The following is a 21,210-nucleotide window of genomic DNA, read 5'->3' as shown; positions in this document are numbered from 1 at the left end:
AGTCCTACCCTTCGATTTCCTCTCGCAGCATTTCCAGCTCCAGCCATTCTTCTTCCATGGCTGCATTTTCGGAGCGCTTCTTCTCAAGCAGGTCGGCGGTCTTGGCGAAAAGCGTCGGGTCCTTGGCGTAAAGCTGCGGATCGGCGAGCTTGCCTTCCAGCACGGCGATTTCCTTCGCAAGAGCGTCCATCTTGCCCGGCAGCGTTTCCAGCGCAAATTTTTGCTTGTAGGAAAGCTTGCGCTTTTCCTCACGCTTGGGCTGCGGTGCGTCCTCTTCCGGCTTTTCGTCACTTCTGCCGCCAGACGCCTTGACCGAGCGCCGGTTCAAGGCCTGCTCCTTGCGCTGCGCCATCATGTCGGCATAGCCGCCCGCATATTCGAGCCAGCGCCCGTCACCTTCCGGCGCAATAACCGAAGTAACGGTGCGATCCAGAAAATCGCGGTCGTGGCTAACCAGAATGACCGTGCCGGGAAACCCTGCGACCAACTCCTGCAGCAGATCAAGGGTTTCCATGTCGAGATCGTTGGTCGGTTCGTCAAGGATAAGCAGGTTGGCAGGACGCGCCAGAACGCGAGCCAGCATCAGGCGGGCGCGTTCGCCGCCGGACAACTCGCGAATGGGCGTGCGTGCCTGTTCCGGCTGGAACAGAAAGTCCTTCATATAGGACACGACATGCCGCTGCTCGCCGTTGACGACGAGGCTTTCGCCGCGCCCATCCGTCAGATAATGGGCCAGCGTCTCGTCCAGATTGAGACTTTCGCGCTTCTGGTCCAGTTCCGCCATTTCAAGATTGACGCCAAGCCGCAAGGTTCCCGAATCCGGTTCAAGCTTGCTGGTCAGAAGCGACAGAAGCGTCGTCTTTCCCGCACCGTTGGGGCCGACAAGACCGATGCGGTCGCCGCGCTGCACGCGGATCGAAAAATCCTTGACCAGTACGCGCTCGCCATAGGCCTTGCTCAGCCCCTTGGCTTCGATCACCAGCTTCCCGGATTCCTTCGCATCGCTTGCCGCCAGCACCGCCGTCCCTTGCGCCTTGCGATGATTGCGAAAATCGGCGCGCATGGAATGCAATTCGCCAAGACGGCGCATGTTGCGCTTGCGGCGCGCCGTGACGCCGTAACGCAGCCAGTGTTCCTCACGCGCGATCTGGCGTCCGAGCTTGTGATGATCGCGCTCTTCTTCTTCGAGCACCTTGTCACGCCATTCCTCGAAATGGCCGAATCCCTGCTCCAGACGGCGCGTTATGCCACGATCGAGCCAGACGGTCGCCCGGCTGACATTTTCCAGAAAGCGCCGGTCATGCGAAATCAGGACGATGGCCGAGCGTATCTGGCGCAACTCGCCTTCCAGCCATTCGATGGTGGTCAGATCCAGATGGTTGGTCGGCTCGTCGAGCAGAAGCACATCGGGCTGCGGCGCGATCACACGCGCAAGGGCAGCACGCCGCGCCTCACCACCGGAAAGATGATCCGGCTTCTCTTCGCCGGTCAGCCCCAGATGTTCGAGAAGATAGGTGACGCGATGCGGGTCGTCGGTAGGCCCCAGCCCTGCTTCCACATAGGCGCGCGCATTGGCGAAGCCGTCCATATCCGGCACCTGTGGCAGATAGCGGACAGTTGCACCGGGATGTTTGAAAACCTCGCCCGATGTCGCTTCCACCATACCGGCAGCAATCTTGAGCAGGGTCGATTTACCCGAACCATTACGCCCGACCAGCGCGATGCGGTCGCCCTCGCTCACCGAAAGGCTTGCATCCTCCAGAAGCGGCGTGCCCCCGAAGGTGAGCTTGATCTGGTCGAGACGAAGGAGTGGTGGTGCCATGGTTCTCTACGATAAACAGGATTGAAAATTCCGCCCTGCTTGTCCGCGACAAAAGCCGTTCTGTCAAATGGAACGGCACCAAAAGGCCCGTGAAAAACAAACAGGCCGGGTTTCCCCGGCCTGTCCGCAAAACTTATTTATCCAGCAATTACTGGCAAGGCGCTTCGTACACGCGGCCATACGGATCGCGGTAACGGCAATACTGCACGCCATTGCGGGTCTGGGCTGCACCAAGCAGCGTACCGGCAACCGCACCGATCGCAGCACCCGTGAGTGCACCGCGGCCATTGCCGCCGATTGCGCCACCGGCGAGAGCACCGATTGCCGCGCCACCAACACCGTAACCGGCCGTGCGCTGTTCATTCGTCGTGCATGCAGCCGTCGAGAACGCGAGCACGCCAGCAACAGCAATCATCGTAAGACGTGACTTCATTGAAACATCTCCTACAAGAGTTGAACTAATCACCGACTTTGCGTCCCCAATTTCGGCGTAAAGCAGATGACACCCGCTTGACCCATTTACAATACGTTTCAATTGTCAGCGTCAAGCTCTTTCGATTGATAAGGTTAGCAGCCTCAGTGCGGTTGATCCTCCATCACCAGATTGGCGATAAGTATCGCTAGTCCAGAATGCGCAGTAACGCGAAGCGTTCCACGAACGACGTTGGAAACTGTCCAGGAAGAGCCGAAAGGCAGTGTAACATTATCTAACGGCCACTCCGCATTTGTGATCGAAAGACCTTCTACGGTGCTGAAATTGATAACACTGAACGGCGTCCCGTCCGGAAAATCATAAACATAATCGCCGGGTGGCAGGGGCCAGGCCTCCTCCGACCCGCTGGACAGAAGCACGTCGCGCCCTTTTGCAGCCTGCGCTGTCGCCATGGTCAGATGCAGAAGCGTGTGGTCGGTGCGCTGCCCGCCGAAGGCGCCACAAAGGATCACGCGATCCGCGCCCCGCGCATAAGCCTCCTCGACGGCCAGTTCACCGTCCGTCATATCCTTGGCGGACGGAAACGTCTTCTGCGGCACGTGACCATATTGCGCGCGCAGCTCGGCAGAGGTCGAATCGAAATCGCCAAGCCAGAGTTCCGGTTCAAAACCGAGAGCGGCAGCGTGGCGAATCCCGCTATCGGCAGCGAGAATACGCGCACCTGCAATTTGGCGTTTCAGGCGATCGGTCACGACCAGATCGCCGCCAAGAAGAATGACGAATGTGCTCATAAGCCGCTCATAACACGGGTAAATCCGGGCCGGAAGCCTGCATTCGCTGCCGTTGCCATTCCTCGCCTGAAAGATTATTGTCGCAATCGCTCTAACGGGGTGCCGTCTGCTTTCGCGGACGGCTGAGAGGTCCAAAGAGCATTTCCAGCAAAAGTGTAAAACGGTTTTGCGCCCGGAAATGCTGAATAAAACGGCCAACCCGCTGAACCTGATCCGGTTTGCACCGGCGGAGGGATTAGATGCTCCATAAACGGCGCTCAATCCTCTTGTATAGAAAGAAAGGAAGTGCCGTGATGCGGCTTTTGTCTTTGTTGGCTTTTTCATTTTCCGCAGCCGTCGCCTTTGCGCCTTCGGCGCAGGCGAAAGACAAGCTCACCGTCTATACCTATGACAGCTTTGTTTCCGAATGGGGTCCGGGGCCGAAGGTCAAGGAAAACTTCGAAAAGGAATGCGATTGCGAAGTCGACTGGATTGCTTCCGCCGACGGCGTTGCCCTGCTCAATCGCCTCAAGCTTGAGGGCAGCAATACCAAAGCCGACATCGTGCTTGGTCTCGATACCAACCTGACGACCGAAGCGCGGGCCACCGGTTTTTTTGCTCCAAGCGGCATCGACCAGAGCAATGTAAACGTTCCGGGCGGCTTCAAGGACGATATCTTCGTTCCCTATGATTATGGCTATTTCGCCGTGGTCTACGATTCCGAAAAGCTGCCCAATCCTCCAAAGAGCCTGAAGGAACTGGTCGAAGGCGATCCTTCCCAGAAGATCGTGCTGCAGGACCCGCGTACCTCGACGCCGGGGCTTGGCATGCTGCTTTGGATGAAATCGGTCTATGGAGTTGAAGCGGAAGCAGCCTGGCAGAAACTGCAAAAGCGCATTCTCACCGTCACGCCCGGCTGGTCGGAGGCCTATGGTCTCTTCACCAAGGGCGAGGCCCCGATGGTGCTGTCCTATACGACGTCTCCCGCCTATCACATGATCGCGGAAAAGACGGATCGCTATAAGGCCCTCGCCTATCCAGAGGGCAATTATCTCCAGATCGAACTGGCCGCCCAGACCACCACCGGCGCGAAGAACCCTCTGGCGCAAAAGTTTCTGGCTTTCATGACCGGTCCCGGCTTTCAGGACGCCATCCCCGAAACCAACTGGATGTACCCGGCAGGCAAGACCTCCGCTCCGCTTCCAGCGGCTTTCGATGCGATGCCGAAGCCGGAAAAAACGCTTCTCATCCCGTCGGACGAAGTGGCCGGGAACCGCAAGGCGTGGGTCGATGAATGGCTGGCCGCGACCAGCAAATGACGGCATTTCCGGCACAGCAACGCTCGAAAGACATATTCGCCGCCAGACCGGTCGCGGGCATGATGGCGCTTTGCTTTCTGGTTGTGCTTGCCGGTGGCGCGCTTGTGGCGCTTGCATTCGAAGCGGGCCGCGGCGGCTTCGATGCCGCGGCCAATTTCGACGCCTATCTTTGGCGGGTTGCGCGCTTCACGATCCTGCAGGCAATCGCTTCGAGCCTGCTATCCGTGCTGTTTGCGGTACCGGTCGCCCGTGCACTATATGCCGAAGCAAGTTTTCCGGGGCGCGGGCTGATCCTGCGCCTGTTTGCCCTGCCGCTTGCTCTGCCAGCCCTTGTCGCCGTGCTGGGCGTCACCAGCATCTATGGCCGCAACGGGTTCATTGCCCATCTGTCAGAAGCTGCGGGGCATCCGTTCCAGCCGGACATCTACGGCATCACCGGTATCCTCATCGCCCATATTTTCTTCAACATGCCGCTCGCAGTCCGTCTCATTCTGGCTGGTTACGAATCGATACCGACCGATTACTGGAAACTTGCCGCGCAGCTTGGCATGGGCAATCGGGCGCGCTTCCGGCTTATCGAATGGCCGGTGATCCGCCGCAACCTGCCGGGCATGATCGGCCTCATCTTCATGCTCTGCGTGACAAGCTTCACCACCGTGCTGACGCTCGGCGGCGGCCCCCGCGCCACCACGCTGGAAGTTGCGATCTATCAAAGCCTGCATTTCGATTTCGATCCGGGCCGCGCCGTCGCGCTCACCTTCACACAGCTTGCGCTGACATTGCTCGTGCTTCTGGCCCTCCGTTTCACCGGAAGCCCGTCCGAAGAAGGCTTTACCCATGCGGCAACGCCGCGACGCTACGGTAAGGCCCCTCCGGCTGAACGCGCCGTCAACATCATCGTCATCGGGATAGGCTTTCTCTATGTCGCGCTGCCGATCACGGGCGTTGTCGTCTCCGGCCTCGCCGCCGATCTGGTGCGGCTCTTGACCGAGAAAACAGTCTGGCGCGCCATCGGCACCAGCCTTGCCCTCGGTTTTTCAGCGGCACTGCTATCGGTCATTCTGTCGCTTGCGCTTGTGTCGGCACGGGAAGCGGTGAAAAAACGTAAACTCGCCAACATCTTCGATACCGGCGCGAGCCTGATCCTCGTCATGCCGCCCATCGTGATCGGCGCGGGCTGGTTCATCCTGCTTCGCCATTTCACCAATCCTTTCGCAATGGCGCCTTTCATGGTCGTCACCGTCAATGCCGCCATGGCCATGCCCTTCGCCGTGCGTCTCCTGCGCCCGGCATGGGACACGGCGGCAAGCCGCCACAACCGTCTTTGCGCACAGTTGGGCATTCATGGCCTCAATCGTTTCCGGCTCATCGACTGGCCTTCGATCCGCAAGCCCCTCGGCATGGCCTTTGCTTTCGCCATGGCGCTTTCCCTTGGCGACCTTGGCACGATTGCCCTGTTCGGCAGCGACGCGCTTTTGACCCTCCCCTATCTTCTCTTGCAGCGCATGGGCAGCTATCGCACATTCGATGCAGCGGGCCTGGCGCTCATTCTCGGCTTGCTGTGCCTCGCACTGATGATGATCGCGGATCGCGCATCCCGAAAGGAAACGCCTTCTCTATGAATGCCCCGATGGACGCGGCTACCGAAATCCGCCTCGATAACGTTCGGTTCAGCTATGGCGAAACCGCCATGCATTTCGATGCGACGATAAAAGGCGGCGTCATCGCCGCGATTGTCGGGCCAAGCGGTTCGGGCAAATCGACGCTTCTCAACCTGATTGCCGGTTTTGAATTTCCGCAATCCGGCCGCATCCTGATAGGCGGCAACGACGTCAGCGAATTCTCACCGGCGGACCGGCCCGTTTCGATGGTGTTCCAGGAAAACAACCTGTTCGCCCATCTGAGCGTCGAGCAGAATGTCGGTCTCGGGCGCTCGCCGAACCTGAAACTCTCTGCAAAGGATCGCGCCGACATCGCGGAAGCTCTCTCGCGTGTCGGCCTTGCGGGCAAGGAACAGCGCAAGCCTGAAGCGCTTTCCGGCGGCGAACGGCAGCGCGTGGCGATTGCCCGCGCGCTCATACGCCAGCGCCCTGTTCTACTCCTTGACGAAGCCTTTGCCTCGCTGGGCCCCGCGCTGCGGCATCAAATGCTGGATCTGGTCAGGGAGCTTCAGCTTGAAACCGGCATGACGGTGCTGATGGTCACCCACACGCCGGAAGATGCAACAATCTACCTCGACGCAGTGTTGCTTTTTCTCGACACTGGTCGCATTTCCGCGATGGGGCCTGCTGTTGAACTGCTTTCCCCGACTGGACCGGAGGCCCTGCGGCGCTATATCGGCGAAAAGCGGAATTCGGGCTGAACCTCAAATAGAGTTACGGCTGCGGACATATTTTGTTCGCAATCTGCCGGAAGAACCGCTGCAGATTTCTTGTACTGCTTGTATGCGTTCTGGTCTGTGACTAGATTTGGCCACGGATCAAGCAATCTGATTCAGAAGCGAGGATAAAATACTGTTCCGTCAATCGACCCGTTCCCGGGCCTTCCTGTGTCTACCCATCTCCCTGCCAGAATGGACGCAGCAAAATTGGCGGAAACCAGCCATCGGCCTTGGCTTGCTTGCGGTCGCCCTGATTTCCGGTTGCCAGTCGATCAATTCCAGCAAGGATCTGGGACTGCAGCCGTCCGACAATCCCGTGACGGTCGACAATGTGACGCGCAACGATCGGCTCGCGCAGCTCGGCGCCCAGCAGCATCCGCGCATTCTCGCGACCTATGGCGGCGAGTACAAGGACCAGAAGCTTGAGCGCATGGTGGCCAAGATCGTCGGCAAGCTGACGACGGTTACCGACAAGCCGGACCAGACCTATCGCATCACCATTCTCGACAGCCCCAATATCAACGCCTTCGCATTGCCGGGCGGCTATCTCTATGTCACGCGCGGCCTGCTCGCGCTCGCCAACGACTCCTCCGAAGTTGCGGCCGTGATCGCCCATGAAATGGGCCATGTCATCGCCAATCATGGTATTTTGCGCCAGGAGAAGGAGGCGGAGACGGCCATTGCCGGTCGTGTTGCCAGCGAAGTGCTGCATAATGAATCCGCCAGCCGTGAAGAAGAGCTGCGCGGCAAGCTGCGGCTTGCCCAGTTCTCGCGTAATCAGGAATTGCAGGCGGATGCCATCGGGATCAAGATGATCGGTGAAGCCGGTTACGATCCGTTCGCTTCGGCACGTTTCCTGCAGTCGATGGAAGCCTATCAGAGCTTCCGTTCGGTTTCCGGCGCAACCGATGCAAGCCTCGACTTTCTCGCAAGCCACCCGGCAACGCCACAGCGCATCCAGCTTGCGCTTGGTCATGCACGTCGCATCGGCGCACCGGGCGTCGGCACGACCGATCGTGATTCCTTCCTCGACGGCATTGATGGTCTTCTTTATGGCGACTCGCCCAGTGAGGGTTATGTCCGCGAACAGACCTTCATCCACCCGAAGCTCGGCGTCACCTTCCGCGCGCCGGATGGTTTCAGCATCGACAATTCGGCCAATGCGGTCATGGCCAGCGGCCCCGGCGAAGTGGCCATCCGTTTCGATGGCGCATCTCTTCCAGCGGGCTCGAACCTAGCCGATTATATCCGCTCCGGCTGGGTGACAGGTCTCGACGATAGTTCGATCCAGACCACCACCATCAATGGTTTGCCCGCCGCGACCGCGCGTGCCAGCGCCGATCGCTGGCAGTTCGACATTGTGGTCATCGGCGCCAATAACAAGGTCTATCGCTTCCTTACAGCGGCACCGAAAGGCAGCAATGCCCTTCTGCCCGCCTCACAAACTGTCACGCAATCGTTCCGCCTGCTGTCGCCTGCCGAACAGAACTCCATCAAGCCGCTTCGCATCCGTGTCGTAACGGTGAAGCCCGGCGACACGCTGGCCAGCCTGTCGGCCCGCATGCAGGGTACGACACGCAAGCTGGAACTATTCCGCCTTCTCAATGCCATGTCTGCGGGGGCGACAGTTTCGGTCGGCGACCGCGTGAAGCTGATAAGCGAGTAAGACAGAATGACGGAAACACTTGTCCACTCAGTGCTGGCCGGAAAAGTCGCCCCTCTCGGGAGCCGTGGCGTCCCAAGCGGCATCGACAAGCAGCCGGTATCCGGCAAGGTTCGTGTGACATTCGAAGGGCTGGACTGCGACGCGCAGGGCGACCGAAAGGTGCATGGCGGACCAGAAAAGGCGCTCCACCATTATCCGCATGACCATTACGCCCTCTGGCGCGAAGAAATCGGTGACAATCCGCGTCTCGGCGCAAGGGGCGCCTTTGGCGAAAACATCTCGACCTCCGGTCTCGATGAACGCAATGTCGCCGTGGGAGACCGGTTTCGCCTTGGCAGTGCGCTTGTGGAAGTATCGCAGGGACGCCAGCCTTGCTGGAAATTGAACGAGCGTTTTGCAACAGCGGATATGGCGGTCCGCGTCCAGAAGACGGGACGGACGGGCTGGTACTATCGCGTTCTGGAAGAAGGTCATGTGGAAGCCGGCGATTCGCTGACGCTTGTCGACCGCCCTTCACCGGAATGGACGCTGCATCGCGTCTGGCATCTGCTTTATGTCGATACGCTGAACTATGACGAACTGGCCTTGATGGCCGGGCTTTCGCACCTCGCCGACAGCTGGAAGCGCTATGCCGTGCGCCGCCTTGAAAATCGCAAGGTCGAGGATTGGTCCTCCCGGCTCGAAGGCAAGACAGCCGAACCACAAAACTAAGGAGGAGCCGCCTGGCCCCTCTTCTTGGTTTTCCGACCCTCGCGAACTATGCCTGGTAGGCCGCCAGTTCGTGCTGGCTCAACAAGGCGATCTTCAGCTTCTCCATCGCACGGCTTTCGATCTGCCGTACACGTTCCTTGGAAATACCGAGCTTTTCACCCAGAGCCTCCAGCGTCACCCCATCGTCATCGAGGCGGCGTTCACGGATAATGTGCAGTTCGCGCTCGTTCAGCGTGTCGAGCGCCACATTGAGCCACTGGTTACGGCGCTCCATATCGATGGAGCTTTCGGCGATTTCGTCCTGCAAGGGATGATCGTCCACCAGAAAATCCATGCGGCGCGACGCGCCCGATTCTTCACTGTTCACAGGTGCCGAAAGCGAACTATCCGGCCCGGACAGCCGGCTGTCCATGATCTCGACGTCGCTCGTAGAAACACCCAGCTGATCGGAAATTTCCCGGTAAATCTCGGCCTTGCTCATGGTATCGTCGGATTGGGCCAATTTCGAACGTAGACGGCGCAGGTTGAAGAACAGCGCCTTCTGTGCCGAACTGGTGCCTCCGCGCACGATGGACCAGTTGCGCAGGATATAATCCTGCATGGAGGCTCGAATCCACCAGGACGCATAGGTGGAGAAACGCACTTCCCGTTCGGGATCGAAGCGGGCTGCAGCTTCCAGAAGGCCGACATAACCCTCCTGGATGAGATCGTTCATTGGCAGCTTGAACTTGCGAAAGCGGCCCGCCATCGAAATAACCAGACGCATATGTGCGGATGTGATGCGGTGAAGGGCTTCCTGATCCTTCAGTTCCCGCCAGCGAATGGCGAGATCGCGTTCTTCTTCGCGCTCCAGATAGGGAGCCGACATCGCGCTGCGGATCATGGATTGGGAAGAGGCTGCTGTCGCCGGGAGACTGCGTGCAACCATAGGCGTGCGATTGGCCGGAACTGTGGAAGAACTGCTCATGGATGACTGCTTCATCTGGTTCTCCTGTTCTGAACTCACGCCCGTCGGGCGTTCAGTGGAAGGATATGCCAGTCCCACAAAGACTCATTGGACGAGCTAGCGAATTCGCCCAAAACTCCCCGCCAGGCCCATTCTTTGGCCAACATGATTACGCCGCAAAACAAACCCGTTTACGAACTGGTGTCTGGGAGAACGCACCAGCGTCGATCAGGTTCCCTATCGATCAGGATAATTCTCGGACCAAGCGGGATAATGTCCGGAAAGGTTAAGGAGAGGTTGCAAAGATCGATAGAATTTTAACCAGAACGATATTGCGGGCAGCCTCATGGGGAACGAGGCCGACCCGGCTTTTCTTGACTGAGGCAAATAAAAAGCCCGGCTAAAGCCGGGCCTTTTAAAAAAGAAGGGAAGTAAAGCTTATGCGGCTTCAACTTCATCGTCGTCAAGATCGGCCTCGGCATCGGCCTTGCCGCGCTTCGGTCCCTTGGCGAGATTGGCTTCGATAAGACGAACAGCTTCGGTTTCCGAAAGCTTGTTCACGGCAGCGATTTCGCGCGCCATGCGATCGAGGGCAGCTTCGTAAAGCTGACGTTCCGAATAGGACTGTTCCGGCTGGTTTTCAGCACGGAAAAGATCGCGAACGACTTCCGAGATCGAGATCAGATCGCCGGAATTGATCTTTGCATCATATTCCTGCGCGCGGCGCGACCACATGGTGCGCTTTACACGTGCGCGGCCCTGAACGACCTTCAATGCACGTTCAACATAATCGGTCTCCGACAGCTTGCGCATGCCGATGGAGGCGGCCTTGGCGACCGGCACCTTCAGGCGCATCTTGTCTTTTTCGAAATCGATCACGAAGAGTTCGAGCTTGTGACCTGCCACTTCCTGCTCTTCGATCGTTACGATCTGGCCGACGCCATGAGCCGGATATACGATGGCCTCACCGGCCTTGAAACCGCCACGCGCTACTGGAGACTTTTTCTGCTGGGATGACATACGCTTCATTACTCCCTGTTGTGCCCGGCGCGACCCGCCGGTTGACACATGATGGTCGACCGCGCTCCGGAGAAATGAAGCACGGACGTTGCTTGTCGGTTTGCAACTGAAAACGTGTCTGACGGCAAATCTAACCGACCGGGTGTACGGTGAGGGGGACGACGCCAGATCGCAATCATCTTCCCCGGTGCCATTCAGCCCGGTACTAAAGATCAGCCCTTTCAGAGATTAACGCATAGCGCCACGACTTGACGTCCAGTCACCGAAATTATTGTGACAACCTAACACAATTTCGCGCAAGAATCAACAAATTGCCGGATATGCCGTATCCGACAACGCAACACACCTAAAAGATGGGCGTTTTCCCGTGATTTCATTCGTCTTTTGCCGGCGCATCGCAGAAAATGCAAGTGATAAATCCTGCTTTTCCGTAATGCCGGTTACCCTGTCAGTCTTAACAGGATAACCTATGGTGTTCCAGAAGTGCGAAGTCTTCGGAAACAACGAGATACTTATATTATACCGTCATGCTTGCAGCAGCCTGAAAGCCGGGACTGCAATACCATGCCGGTATTAGTCACCGCTTCCCGGCTCGGCAGAGAAATACTTCTCCAGCTTGCCAGCCACGCCATCCATCTCCTTGGCTTCGGGAAGGGCGTCCTTCTTCGCGGTAATATTGGGCCATTTTGCCGCATATTCCGTATTCAGTTCCAGCCACTTGTCGAGGCCCGGCTCGGTGTCGGGGCTGATCGCCTCGGCAGGGCATTCCGGTTCACATACGCCGCAGTCGATGCACTCATCAGGATTGATGACGAGCATGTTTTCGCCTTCGTAGAAGCAATCGACTGGGCAGACCTCGACGCAGTCCGTATATTTGCAGCGAATGCAATTATCGGTCACGACATACGTCATCGTCGAACTCCTGTTGCCGCCCGAATTACTGAACAGGCAGCTTATCTATCCTAAAGCTTTGCGCCGATACTCCGACAAGCCGACAATCGGCCAGCGACCCGCCAGCAACCGGCCAGCAACCGGCTTGAGGCTTTGGAATATCTCGCCACGAAGTCACTGTGCACGGAAATGGTTGCGGGTATCAGCCCATGCCCTTTTATGACAATGCGTGAGGTAACGATTTTATCCCGCCATGACAAGGGTGCAAACGCCGCAATGTCACGAAGTCACTCACGTCTGAAACAGCATTTCGTTTGAGAGCTTTTGCTTGGAAAAGGCTTTCGCCGGAACGGTTCGGTGAGCAATTTCCATCACCGCCGCAAGAGGCCTGCGGCAACGCGTCCATGTCAGTTTCCGCGCAAACGATCCGTTTCACGCCGCTCCTTCTTGGTCGGCCTTCCCGCGCCGCTCTCGCGCTGCGGCGTTGCTGCCTCCGGCGCCACCGCCGATGCTGGCACCGGCGGCGGCGAAAGATCTTCATAGAGAAGCTGGGCTTCCGGCGCCGGGCCGCGACGCTCTCCGGGAGCCAGTATCTTGTAGACAAGGATGCGCCGGTCCAGCGTGATGGTCAACACGTCGCCAACCTTCACCTGATGGGCAGCCTGCTCGATCTTGTCGCGATTGACCCGGACCTTGCCGCCGACGGCGAGTTTCGCCGCCAGCGATCTTGATTTGACCACGCGCGCGAAGAACAGCCACTTGTCGATTCGCTGTCTTGCGCCCGCTTCTGCCGTCATCTTACTTCTTCATCTGCTCTTTCAGAGCCAGAAGCTTGGCGAAAGGCGAGTCGGGGTCGATGCGTGCAGGACGCTCCTGCTCGACGCGCTTTCCAGCCGGATGACCGTGATCGCGCTTCTGCTGACGCTGATTGCCGCCGCGGAAGTCACCCTTGTTGGAACCCTCGCGCTTGCCCTCGCCGTCATGACGCTTTGGCTTGTCGAAGCGCTTGCCGCCGCGATCATTGCGAGCCTGCTGCTCTGCGCCGTCGGACTTGCGTGCCTCGCCACCCTGGTCGCGGTTTTGATGACCGCGATTCTGGTTGCCGCGATTTTGGCGCTGACGGTTCTGGTCCTGGTTACGGTTACGACCCTCGAAGCGACCCTGACGCCAGAGAAGAACAGGCTTTGGCTCTTCAGCCACAGCTTCTGCCGTTTCAGCGGCCGGGGCCGATTCTTCCGCCGCAGGAGCAGCTTCGTCCGCCTTCGCTTCGACCTCTTCCTCGGCAACCACGACCGGTGCTGGCACGGGTTCAGCCGCCGGGACAGCAGGTTTTTCTGCTTCCGTAACCGGAGAAACGCCAGCTTCCTTGGCGGCGGCTTCGGCTGCGAAAGCGTCGAGCTCGGCAAGCTTCGCCGTCACGGCAGCAGCTTCCATCGCCTCGTGGCGATAACCAAGGCTGCGCAGGATTTCTTCCATGTCCTCGGTTGTCGCACCCAGAATGGACATCATGGCAGGCGTGACGATGAAGCGTCCGCCGTCATAAGCGCCATCCGGACGCGCACCGGAACCCGGACGCCAGGCAAGCGCCGGGCGAATGAGATCGGCAAGGCGTTCCAGAATATCGATGCGCACAGCACGACGGCCCAGCACGCGATAGCCTGCCAGACGATAGAACTGATGGTCGAAAGCCGGATCGACCACGACCGAGGTGCGGCCAGCGGCCAGCACATTCACGACGTCTCCGTAACCGGCGCGTTCGCGGCCATCATTCTTAAGCGCCCACAGCAGCGTGATGAGGCCAGCCGGGGCCGGCTTCAGCAGCATGGGCATGAAGACGTGATAGGCCCCGAAACGCACACCGAGACGGCGAAGCGCCGCGCGCGAATCTTGATCGAGACCGCGCACTTCCTCCGCCACATCGCGGCGTGGAAGAATGCCCAGGTTCTCGACGATCTGGAATGCGAGGCCGCGTGTCATGCCGGTCAGGGCATCGGCGGCGGCCAGGTCGGTAAGCGGCTTCAGAACCGTTTCGATATGATGCGCGACGAAACGGTCGATGCGCGCGGCAACCTTGTCACGCGCTGCTCCCGTAAGCTGTTCGTCGGCGAGGATCACCGCACGCGGCTTCAGCAGGTCATCGCCCGCAACCAGCGTTGCGACCGTTGCGCCAACCCAGCGCATGACGCCATCCGAGCCCAGTGCGAAATCGCCGTTCGGCGCAGCAGCAAAGCGCTCCGCACGACGTTCGAACTCGGCGGCCAGCGCCTTTTGTGCAGCCGACTTCACCGCCTTGGCGTCAGGCCCCTCGGCCTGAACGTCAGCGGTAAAACGGAATCCTTCCAGTTGCCCGACATTGTGGCCTTCGACAATCACGTCTCCGGCAGGGCTGATTTCTGCTTCAAGCATGGCATTCTCTCTCAGGCGCCTCATAAGCACGCTTGTCCTGCGGTCTACAAAGCGTTTCGTCAACCTTTCATGCAGCGCGTCGGACAATCTGTCCTCAATTTCGCGCGTCTTTTCCTGCCAGTGTGTCGGATCGGCAAGCCATCCCGGCCTGTGCGACACGAAAGTCCAGGTGCGGATTTGCGCCACGCGATGCGACAGGGTGTCGATTTCCCCCTCTGTGCTGTCGGCGCGGCGCACCTGTTCACTCATATAATCTTCATCGACGCTCCCTCGGCGGACAAGATCCTGGTAGATGGTTGCAATGATATCGGCATGCTGCGCCGGCGCGATCTTGCGATAGTCGGGCAGCGCGCAAGCGTCCCATAAAAGCTCGATCCGCGCCGGTGTCGTCGCAAGCCGCACAATCTCTTCGTCTTTCGACAAATTTTCAAGCGCTTGTTGATCGACCGCCGGCAAAGCCTTGGCTAGCCCCTCGACGGGCGCGGGTGTTTCCAGAGAATATCGCAGGGAATCGAGCGACGAAAAGTCGAAACGCGCCGTGCGCCATTGCAGGACTTTCACCGGATCGAAATTATGCGCCTCCACCCTTTCGACCAGTTCCTCGTCGAAAGGATGCACCTGCCCCGTCACACCGAATGTGCCGTCACGCAGATGCCGGCCCGCGCGTCCTGCGATCTGCCCCACTTCGGCGGGCGTCAGGTCGCGGAACTGATAGCCATCGAACTTGCGGTTCTGCGCGAAGGCGACATGATCCACATCCAGGTTGAGCCCCATGCCGATGGCATCGGTCGCCACCAGGAAATCCACGTCGCCGGACTGGTAAAGCTCCACCTGCGCATTGCGCGTGCGCGGGCTGAGCGCGCCCATGACCACTGCCGCCCCGCCGCGCTGGCGGCGGATCAGTTCGGCAATCGCGTAAACCTCGTCGGCGGAAAAGGCGACGATGGCGGAACGGTTCGGCAGGCGGGTAATCTTCTTGGAACCGGCATAGGCCAGATGCGACAGGCGCGGACGCGTCACCACATTGATGCCGCGCAGAAGCTTTTCCAGAATCCCGCGCATGGTTCCGGCACCGAGCAGCAGCGTCTCCTGCCGCCCCCGCAAATGCAGGATGCGGTCGGTGAAGATATGGCCGCGCTCAAGGTCGCCAGCAAGTTGCACTTCATCGATCGCCACGAAAGCGGCATCGGTACGGCGCGGCATGGCCTCGACCGTGCAGACGGAATAGCGCGCGCCGGGCGGCACGATCTTTTCCTCGCCCGTCACCAGCGCAACATTGGCCGCGCCTACCCGTTCCACGACACGGTTATAGACCTCGCGCGCCAGAAGGCGCAGCGGCAGGCCGATCATGCCGCTTCCATGCGACAACATGCGTTCAATGGCCAGATGCGTCTTGCCGGTGTTGGTCGGGCCAAGCACGGCGGTCACATCGCGGCCACTCAGGGTCAGCGGCAAATCATGGGCAGGGAGTTGGTTCATGCCAATAATCGGATTCCCGGTACAAGCGCCCTTCACGGGCTGGATGCTGGTTCTGCGATAGCACTATACGACCTGCACCGAAAGCGCTCCTGTTAAGTTTAAGTATGGGCCAATTGCCGATATGTCGACGACCGATCTGAAGCCGGTCAATAACTTGTCGATTAACAATTGGAACGACTCTGGAACGAATCGGCGACGAATCGCTGACTCCGACAGCTTCGCTATTTGTTCACGGCAACATATAGTAAGCCTAGCACAAATGCCCACAACATGATGAATCAAATGTTCCGCTTGTTGCTGCACTCCGGACGCAAGACGGCGGTGATCGTTAACCTTTGGCAAAACCTGTCAACAGACCGATCCACGGCAACACTGTTTCTCAGGAAATCTTAATGATTACTGATACTTCGTTAACGCCGGAACGCGTGAAAGCCCGTTTTTCATTAACCTTCAGGCCAAAGCCGGAACGAATCGGCGACGAATCGCTGATCCTCAAAGTTTCTTTGTTTGTTCTCACAACATCTGGTGGTCGATGCTCCCGGCAGGCGCTAGAAAACCCGACGTGAACCGGCATCAATGCCGCTTCCGTCGGTTTTCCGTTAACTTTTATGGCAATTCCATCAATACGAGGCACCGATTTCAAACGCCTCATTGCGGAAACAAAAAGGCGGCCGGAGCTAGTTCTCCGCCCGCCCCTGTTTCTATGACGCAGAAAGTCAGTCGCGCTCGACGCACAAGGCAACGCCCATGCCCCCACCGATGCAAAGCGTCGCCAGACCGCGCCTGACGTTGCGGCGCTGCATTTCATAGAGCAGCGTTGTGAGCACGCGCGCGCCCGAAGCACCGATCGGATGGCCGATCGCAATCGCCCCGCCATTGACGTTGACGATATTCGGATCAAGACCGAGATCGCGCACGACGGCGCATGACTGCGCTGCAAAGGCTTCATTGGCCTCGACCAGATCGAGATCGCCGACGCTCCAGCCTGCCTTTTCCAGCGCCTTCTTCGTGGCCGGAATTGGACCTGTTCCCATGATCGCCGGATCGACACCGGCCGTTGCCCATGAAACGATGCGCGCCAGCGGCTTCACACCGCGTTTGGCCGCTTCGTCCGCGTCCATCAGAACAACCGCTGCCGCGCCATCGTTGATGCCGGATGCGTTGCCTGCGGTAACCGTTCCTTCCTTGTCGAAGGCCGGTTTCAGCTTGGCCAAGGCCTCCATCGTCGTGCCGGGGCGGATATATTCATCTGCGGAGACAACCACATCACCCTTCCGGCCTTTCACGGTCACCGGAACGATTTCATCCTCGAACCTTCCGGCGTTCTGTGCGGCTTCGGCCTTCTGCTGCGAGGCCAAAGCGAATTCATCCTGATCGGCGCGGGTCAATTGCCACTGGCGGGCGATGTTTTCAGCGGTGATCCCCATGGGATAGCCATTGAAGGCATCGGTCAGGCCGTCTTTCAGCATGGTGTCGACCATCTTGAAGTCGCCCATCTTCACGCCCGAACGCAAATGCGCGCAATGCGGCGCCATCGACATGGACTCCTGACCGCCCGCCACGATGATTTTCGCATCGCCGGAAAGAATCTGCTGCATGCCGAGCGCAACCGCCCGCAAGCCGGAGCCGCAGAGCTGATTGATGGAAAACGCTGTCGTTTCCTTCGGGCAACCGGCATCCATCGCCGCCTGTCGTGCGGGGTTCTGCCCCTCGCCCGCCGTCAGCACCTGTCCGAGAATAACCTCGTCCACATCCGTCGCGTCGACACCGGCGCGTTCCAGCGCGCCCTTGATGACCGTCGCGCCCAGTTCATGCGCCGGGATAGTGGCAAACGCACCGTTGAAAGCGCCCACCGCAGTACGGGCCGCGCTGGCGATGACGATGGCTTTCGGTTCGGACATTCTTTCCTCCATAAAATGTTGCGCAACACAAAGACCAAATTTTTGCCCTTGGCAAGCTTTGCTGCATCGCTCCAGCCGTCTTCATGAAAATCGATAAAGTGTTTTGCCCACCGATAGCAGCATTGGAGTGTGCATCCGCAGTCATGATCGCTAGACTACATTCAGCTATATATCAGGAGATACCCATGCCTTCACTGTCGCTCGAACGAGCCAATACGATCATCGCCGGGGCCTTTGCCAAGGCAGCAGAACTGAAACTGAAGCCGCTGGCCGTCTCGGTCTTTGACGCGGGCGGAAACCTGAAAGCGTTCCAGCGGCAGGACGGAACCTCGATCCTGCGCTTCGAGATTGCCTCGGGCAAGGCTTTCGGTGCGCTGGCGGTCGGGACAGGTTCGCGCTGGCTGCATAATCAGGCGAAGGACCGTCCGCATTTCCTGGAAGGACTGTCAGGCGTGTCGGGCGGCAAGATCGTGCCCGTTCCGGGCGGTGTCCTGATCAAGGACGCAACCGGCGAGATTCTCGGCGCAGTTGGCATTTCCGGCGACACATCGGACAATGACGAAATTGCAGCCATCGCCGGTATCGAAGGTGCAGGCTTTGCCTCGGACGCAGGCTGACCTTGAACCAACCACGCGATCAAGGCTGCTTCATGCAGCCTTTTTCATGTGCCTTACACAGGACCGATAAAGAAAACGCCGCTCCCGACAGGCGGGAACGGCGTTTTTGAAAACCATCTTTCGGCTGCAATGCAGCGTCAGACTTATTCCTTGGCTTCGAGGACCTGACGGCCGCGATACATACCGCTCTTCAGATCGATATGATGCGGACGACGAAGTTCGCCCGAGTTCTTGTCCTCGACATAGGTCGGGGCCTTGAGAGCGTCAGCCGAACGGCGCATGCCGCGCTTCGACGGAGACGTTTTTCGTTTTGGTACTGCCATGGATCCAGCTCCACTGATCGGTCAATAAACGTCCGGCACGGCCCCGAAGAGCCTGTCACATCGGACAAAATTCCGGAAAGTCACGTGCCTATACACGCTCTCACGGCGTTTGACCAGCGGGAGTCTTATCTTTTTTTCGTATCATCGATTTATTGCACGCAAACCACATAGGGCCCCGACCGCGCCGCGCGTCCGGCCACGACGCGGGCAATGCGCTGCATGTTGCGTGTCGGTTTGGCGGGATTGCGCAGTGCCGGGTTGGGCAGAGCGACGGCAAGCAACGCGGCTTGCTGGGCGTTGAGCTTTGCCGCCGGTCGATTGAAATAATGCTGGGCGGCGGCCTCGATCCCGTAAATGCCCGGCCCCCACTCGGCGATGTTGAGATAAATCTCCATTATGCGTTTTTTGGACAGAAGCCCATCGGCTGCCAGCGCTAGCGGGAATTCAAGCCCCTTGCGAACATAGGAACGCCCGTTCCAGAGGAAGAGATTCTTCATCGTCTGCATGGTTATGGTGGAGGCCCCGCGGCTCGGACCGCCCTCGCCCGCATCGTCCAGGACCAGCCCCAGCTGGTGCCAGTCCACGCCGCCATGGCTGCAGAACTGGCCGTCCTCGGCCATCATCACAGAGTTGACCAGAACCGGCGCGATATCATCGATACTGACCCACTGGCGATCGACGTCCTGCAGCAGAACATAGTCCTTGACCATCAGGGTCGAGATCGGGCGGACGAACGGCAGCGAATAGACCAGCAGCAGGAAAATCGGCAGCACGGCCAGAATCACCAGAATCTTGAGCGCCTGAGCAACCCGGGCACCCCAGACGGGATCTGCCAGATAATTGCGTCCATCCTTGCTCTTGATGATGATTTTTGCCACTGCCACCGCCTGCTACCTTCCTCAAGCGACATAAACCATTCCTTAATAAGTTTGAACCGGATTCCATAATCGGACCGGGGAAACAAGTCGAAACGCGCCGTTTCATGACGTTCAAATGAAAAAGCCTGTGCTGATCGACGTGGCCAGTTGACCAATCCGGCGCTTTCGTCCATCCCCTTTACCATGGAAAAGCTGTCGACCGATTTCACCGCCGCTCTCAACCTTCGCGCCATGGAAGTGGAAATGGCACTGACGGGCCTTCTGGACCAGCGCCTGCGGACAGGAGAAATCGCCCGGCCGGAAAGACTGCTCGCCGCCATGCGCCATGGTGTCCTGAACGGCGGAAAGCGCCTCCGGCCATTTCTGGTCGTCGAAAGTGCCGCTCTCTTCGGCAAGGGCGGGGATGCCGTTCTGCGCGTTGCCGCTGCACTCGAATGCATTCACTGCTATTCGCTTGTCCATGACGATCTGCCGGCCATGGACGACGACGACCTGCGGCGCGGCCAGCCGACCGTGCACAAGGCATTCGATGAAGCAGCCGCCATTCTGGCTGGCGACAGCCTGCTGACATACGCTTTCGATATCGTCTCGTCGGATGAAACCGATCTCGATCCGGCAATCCGCGTGCGGCTGGTTTCTGCACTTGCCCGCGCATCGGGCCTCGGTGGCATGGCAGGCGGACAGGCGCTCGATCTGATGGCCGAAACCAGCAAGCCCGACGAAGCCGGTATCATCACGCTGCAGGCGATGAAGACCGGAGCGCTGATCCGCTTTGCCTGCGAGGCGGGAGCCATCATCGCCAACGCCTCCACCGAAGATCGCGAACGCATGGCCGAATTCGGCTCGGCCATCGGCCTCGCGTTCCAGCTGGCGGACGATCTTCTGGACGTGACCGCAGATGCCGAGGCAATGGGCAAGGCGACCGGCAAGGATGCCGCCGCCGGAAAAGCCACGCTTGTTTCACTTCATGGCGTCGACTGGACGCGCAAGCAGTTGTCCGGCCTCGTTGCCCAGGCGGAAAGCCTGCTGGCGCCTTTCGGCAAGGACGCCGATATTCTGAAGCAGGCCGCCCGCTTCATTGCCGAACGCCAGAGCTAGACGAAGTCGCCCGAAAGCGGAAACCGGTTCGGGATAAGACATGCGGAAAACAATCCGCTAAAGATCGTCCTCGCGAACCTTGATGATGACGACATCATCCGAGGAAAGCCTGCGCCCATCCCGGGCGCGCACCTCAAGCAGAGCCACATCCTCGCCCGAAACGCTATCCACAAGGCGTGAATGCGTCTCGCCCGGCGCAAAAAGGTGCTTTTCGCCCCATTGCCGGAGCGACACGACGACAGGCAGCAGATCGCGTCCCTTTGCCGTCAGCCGATATTCCTGATGCGCGCCTCCGTTGGGGTCCGGCACGGATTCCATGATTTCCTCGCCTGTGAGCTTGCGCAGACGGTCCGAAAGAATATTGCGGGCGATTCCCAGATTCTTCTGAAAGGCGCTGAAACGGGTCACGCCATCAAAAGCCTCGCGAACGATCAGCAGCGACCACCAGTCGCCGATGACGTCAAGCGCCCGGGCACTGGGGCAATAGTCGCCTTTCAGGCTTTTCTTTCGAACCATATTGACTCCATAAATTGCAATCTGGTTGCAATAT

General features: G+C 59.0%; 20 protein-coding genes and 1 riboswitch. Of the genes, 8 read left to right on the top strand and 12 right to left on the bottom strand.

The window, feature by feature from the left end; genetic code table 11:
• Positions 1-4 precede the first annotated feature (4 nt).
• The 3 genes from ACOWVS_RS14895 to ACOWVS_RS14885 all read right to left on the bottom strand — a co-directional run bounded on the left by ACOWVS_RS14895 (position 5) and on the right by ACOWVS_RS14885 (position 3,046).
• A complete protein-coding gene (locus ACOWVS_RS14895) occupies positions 5-1,822 on the bottom strand; it encodes an ABC-F family ATP-binding cassette domain-containing protein (protein WP_063620153.1) in 1,818 nt (605 codons plus the stop codon).
• Positions 1,823-1,970: 148 nt separating this feature from the next.
• Positions 1,971-2,255, bottom strand: a complete 285-nt coding sequence (locus tag ACOWVS_RS14890; protein ID WP_006471279.1) for a glycine zipper domain-containing protein — start codon at positions 2,253-2,255, stop codon at positions 1,971-1,973.
• A gap of 143 nt (positions 2,256-2,398) precedes the next feature.
• Positions 2,399-3,046, bottom strand: a complete 648-nt coding sequence (locus ACOWVS_RS14885) for a thiamine diphosphokinase (RefSeq protein ID WP_075042038.1) — start codon at positions 3,044-3,046, stop codon at positions 2,399-2,401.
• Positions 3,047-3,131: 85 nt separating this feature from the next.
• Positions 3,132-3,298: riboswitch (TPP riboswitch) on the top strand.
• 41 nt (positions 3,299-3,339) lie between these two features.
• On the opposite strand from ACOWVS_RS14885, the gene thiB reads away from it, so the two are divergent.
• From thiB to ACOWVS_RS14860, 5 genes are all read left to right on the top strand, one after another.
• Entirely contained in the window at positions 3,340-4,344 is a 1,005-nt protein-coding gene (thiB, locus tag ACOWVS_RS14880) for a thiamine ABC transporter substrate binding subunit (RefSeq protein WP_063620155.1), read from the top strand.
• The gene (gene thiP / locus ACOWVS_RS14875; RefSeq protein WP_063620195.1) at positions 4,341-5,966 is read left to right on the top strand and encodes a thiamine/thiamine pyrophosphate ABC transporter permease ThiP; all 1,626 of its coding nucleotides are present in this window, start codon (positions 4,341-4,343) and stop codon (positions 5,964-5,966) included. Before thiB ends, thiP begins: the two co-directional genes overlap by 4 nt.
• 8 nt (positions 5,967-5,974) lie before the next feature.
• Positions 5,975-6,706, top strand: coding sequence for a thiamine ABC transporter ATP-binding protein (gene thiQ / locus ACOWVS_RS14870; RefSeq protein ID WP_075042067.1), 732 nt, complete (start codon positions 5,975-5,977; stop codon positions 6,704-6,706).
• Between the two features lie 202 nt (positions 6,707-6,908).
• Entirely contained in the window at positions 6,909-8,390 is a 1,482-nt protein-coding gene (gene cdlP, locus ACOWVS_RS14865; protein ID WP_031347282.1) for a cell division protease CdlP, read from the top strand.
• 6 nt (positions 8,391-8,396) lie between these two features.
• Entirely contained in the window at positions 8,397-9,101 is a 705-nt protein-coding gene (locus tag ACOWVS_RS14860; protein ID WP_063620157.1) for an MOSC domain-containing protein, read from the top strand.
• Positions 9,102-9,147: 46 nt separating this feature from the next.
• Here ACOWVS_RS14860 and ACOWVS_RS14855 read toward each other — a convergent pair whose 3' ends face one another.
• The 5 genes from ACOWVS_RS14855 to ACOWVS_RS14835 form a co-directional block, all read right to left on the bottom strand.
• Positions 9,148-10,083: an RNA polymerase factor sigma-32 gene (locus tag ACOWVS_RS14855; protein ID WP_063620158.1), complete on the bottom strand. Its 936-nt coding sequence runs from the start codon at positions 10,081-10,083 to the stop codon at positions 9,148-9,150.
• 402 nt (positions 10,084-10,485) lie between these two features.
• Positions 10,486-11,067 (bottom strand): CarD family transcriptional regulator, encoded by a 582-nt coding sequence (locus ACOWVS_RS14850; protein ID WP_006471273.1) that lies wholly within the window; start codon positions 11,065-11,067, stop codon positions 10,486-10,488.
• Between the two features lie 573 nt (positions 11,068-11,640).
• Positions 11,641-11,979, bottom strand: coding sequence for a ferredoxin FdxA (fdxA, locus tag ACOWVS_RS14845; RefSeq protein ID WP_006467781.1), 339 nt, complete (start codon positions 11,977-11,979; stop codon positions 11,641-11,643).
• Between the two features lie 386 nt (positions 11,980-12,365).
• Entirely contained in the window at positions 12,366-12,755 is a 390-nt protein-coding gene (locus tag ACOWVS_RS14840; protein ID WP_075042040.1) for an RNA-binding S4 domain-containing protein, read from the bottom strand.
• A gap of 1 nt (position 12,756) precedes the next feature.
• Complete coding sequence (locus ACOWVS_RS14835; protein WP_075042041.1) at positions 12,757-15,843, bottom strand: helicase-related protein; 3,087 nt, start codon at positions 15,841-15,843, stop codon at positions 12,757-12,759.
• A gap of 392 nt (positions 15,844-16,235) precedes the next feature.
• Between ACOWVS_RS14835 and ACOWVS_RS14830 the strand changes: the two genes are divergently transcribed.
• The gene (locus tag ACOWVS_RS14830) at positions 16,236-16,409 is read left to right on the top strand and encodes a hypothetical protein (protein ID WP_162718788.1); all 174 of its coding nucleotides are present in this window, start codon (positions 16,236-16,238) and stop codon (positions 16,407-16,409) included.
• Between the two features lie 150 nt (positions 16,410-16,559).
• On the opposite strand, the gene ACOWVS_RS14825 is transcribed toward ACOWVS_RS14830, so the two are convergent.
• Entirely contained in the window at positions 16,560-17,744 is a 1,185-nt protein-coding gene (locus ACOWVS_RS14825; protein ID WP_075042042.1) for an acetyl-CoA C-acetyltransferase, read from the bottom strand.
• A gap of 185 nt (positions 17,745-17,929) precedes the next feature.
• Here ACOWVS_RS14825 and ACOWVS_RS14820 point away from each other — a divergent pair, with 185 nt between their 5' ends.
• Positions 17,930-18,361, top strand: a complete 432-nt coding sequence (locus ACOWVS_RS14820) for a GlcG/HbpS family heme-binding protein (RefSeq protein ID WP_025090874.1) — start codon at positions 17,930-17,932, stop codon at positions 18,359-18,361.
• A 143-nt stretch (positions 18,362-18,504) separates the two neighbouring features.
• Here the strand turns inward: ACOWVS_RS14820 and rpmF are convergent, their stop codons facing one another.
• Together rpmF and mtgA are read right to left on the bottom strand one after the other, a co-directional pair.
• A complete protein-coding gene (rpmF, locus tag ACOWVS_RS14815; RefSeq protein WP_006467787.1) occupies positions 18,505-18,684 on the bottom strand; it encodes a 50S ribosomal protein L32 in 180 nt (59 codons plus the stop codon).
• Positions 18,685-18,833: 149 nt separating this feature from the next.
• Complete coding sequence (gene mtgA, locus ACOWVS_RS14810) at positions 18,834-19,562, bottom strand: monofunctional biosynthetic peptidoglycan transglycosylase (RefSeq protein WP_170873269.1); 729 nt, start codon at positions 19,560-19,562, stop codon at positions 18,834-18,836.
• Positions 19,563-19,745: 183 nt separating this feature from the next.
• Here mtgA and ACOWVS_RS14805 point away from each other — a divergent pair, with 183 nt between their 5' ends.
• Positions 19,746-20,660, top strand: coding sequence for a polyprenyl synthetase family protein (locus tag ACOWVS_RS14805; protein ID WP_006471267.1), 915 nt, complete (start codon positions 19,746-19,748; stop codon positions 20,658-20,660).
• Positions 20,661-20,717: 57 nt separating this feature from the next.
• Here the strand turns inward: ACOWVS_RS14805 and ACOWVS_RS14800 are convergent, their stop codons facing one another.
• Positions 20,718-21,176, bottom strand: coding sequence for a winged helix-turn-helix transcriptional regulator (locus ACOWVS_RS14800; protein ID WP_006471266.1), 459 nt, complete (start codon positions 21,174-21,176; stop codon positions 20,718-20,720).
• Positions 21,177-21,210 lie beyond the last annotated feature (34 nt).

This window comes from Brucella sp. IR068, assembly GCF_049065885.1.
Taxonomy (GTDB): domain Bacteria; phylum Pseudomonadota; class Alphaproteobacteria; order Rhizobiales; family Rhizobiaceae; genus Brucella; species Brucella intermedia.
This window is presented reverse-complemented; position numbering and strand designations above follow the sequence as displayed.